Consider the following 1,035-nt stretch of genomic DNA (forward strand, 5'->3'; position numbering starts at 1 on the left):
CCGGCGCGCCGCGCGCGGCCAGCGTGAGCAGCGCGGAATCGCCGAGGAAGCCGACGTCGATCGCGTTGCCGTTCAGGCTTTCGGCCACCGGCGCGGCGGCCTGGAAGTGCTTCCATTCGATCGTGTAAGGCAGGTCCTTCAGCACGCCGGACGCTTCCATCGACGCCTGGATGTTGAAGTAATTCTGTTCACCGACGCGCAGCGTGACGGTGTCTTTGGCGATGCCCGGCTGCGCGGCGAGCGCCAGCAAGAGCGCCGTGACGATTCGGCTCAGCAACATGATCTCCCGGAAGGTTTGTCCGCCGTGCGAAACCGCCGGCGCAACGGATGGAACCGGTGAAGATACGTCGATCCACGTCATGACACAAACGCAATATTCTTCTTTGCAAAGATGCAAATATTTTATGAAGCATTCGTCCATGCGCGGTGCTGGCTGCCGGCCGCCGCTTCGTGAATTTCGAATGATTCCTCGGTAGATATTTCGCGCACGAAATAAATCCCGAACTATATTTCGCATACGAAATAACTGCCCCGAGCGAGGACCGCCATGACCTCCCGACCCATCGAGTTTTCCGCAGCCGACGGCTATGTGCTGCACGGCACGCTGTGGTCGCCGGACGCGACGCCGCGCGCGCTGGTCCTGATCCATCCGGCGACGGCCGTGCCCGAACGGCTGTACGCGGGCTTCGCACGGTTCCTGACCGAGCGCGGTTTCGCGGCGCTGACCTACGACTATCGCGGCATTGGCGCGTCGCGGCCGGCGCGCCTGGGCGCGCTGCGGGCCCGCATGCGCGACTGGATGGAGCTCGACGTGGGCGCCGCGACCGCCTGGGCCCGGCACACGCATGAAGGGCTGCCGCTGCTGGCGGTCGGCCATAGCGTCGGCGGACACGCAATCGGGCTGTCCGCCGCGACGGCGCACCTGCACGCGGCCGTGCTGGTCGCCGCGCATGCGGGCAGCACGCGGCTGATCGCGCAGGCGGCCGAACGCGTGAAGGTGCGGCTGATCCTGCGTGTGCTCGGCCCGCTGACGTC

Annotated in this window: 1 protein-coding gene and 1 pseudogene; one reads left to right on the top strand and one right to left on the bottom strand. The window is 66.0% G+C overall.

Annotation, left to right across the window (positions count from 1 at the left end):
- Positions 1–280 (bottom strand): annotated as a pseudogene (locus A9Z05_RS35360) (ABC transporter substrate-binding protein); the annotation flags it as partial.
- A gap of 267 nt (positions 281–547) precedes the next feature.
- On the opposite strand from A9Z05_RS35360, the gene A9Z05_RS38030 reads away from it, so the two are divergent.
- Positions 548–1,035: serine aminopeptidase domain-containing protein (locus A9Z05_RS38030; RefSeq protein WP_256122102.1), on the top strand; the 488-nt coding region annotated here is incomplete at its 3' end.

This window comes from Burkholderia sp. A2 (assembly GCF_001729305.1).
Lineage (GTDB): Bacteria > Pseudomonadota > Gammaproteobacteria > Burkholderiales > Burkholderiaceae > Burkholderia > Burkholderia sola.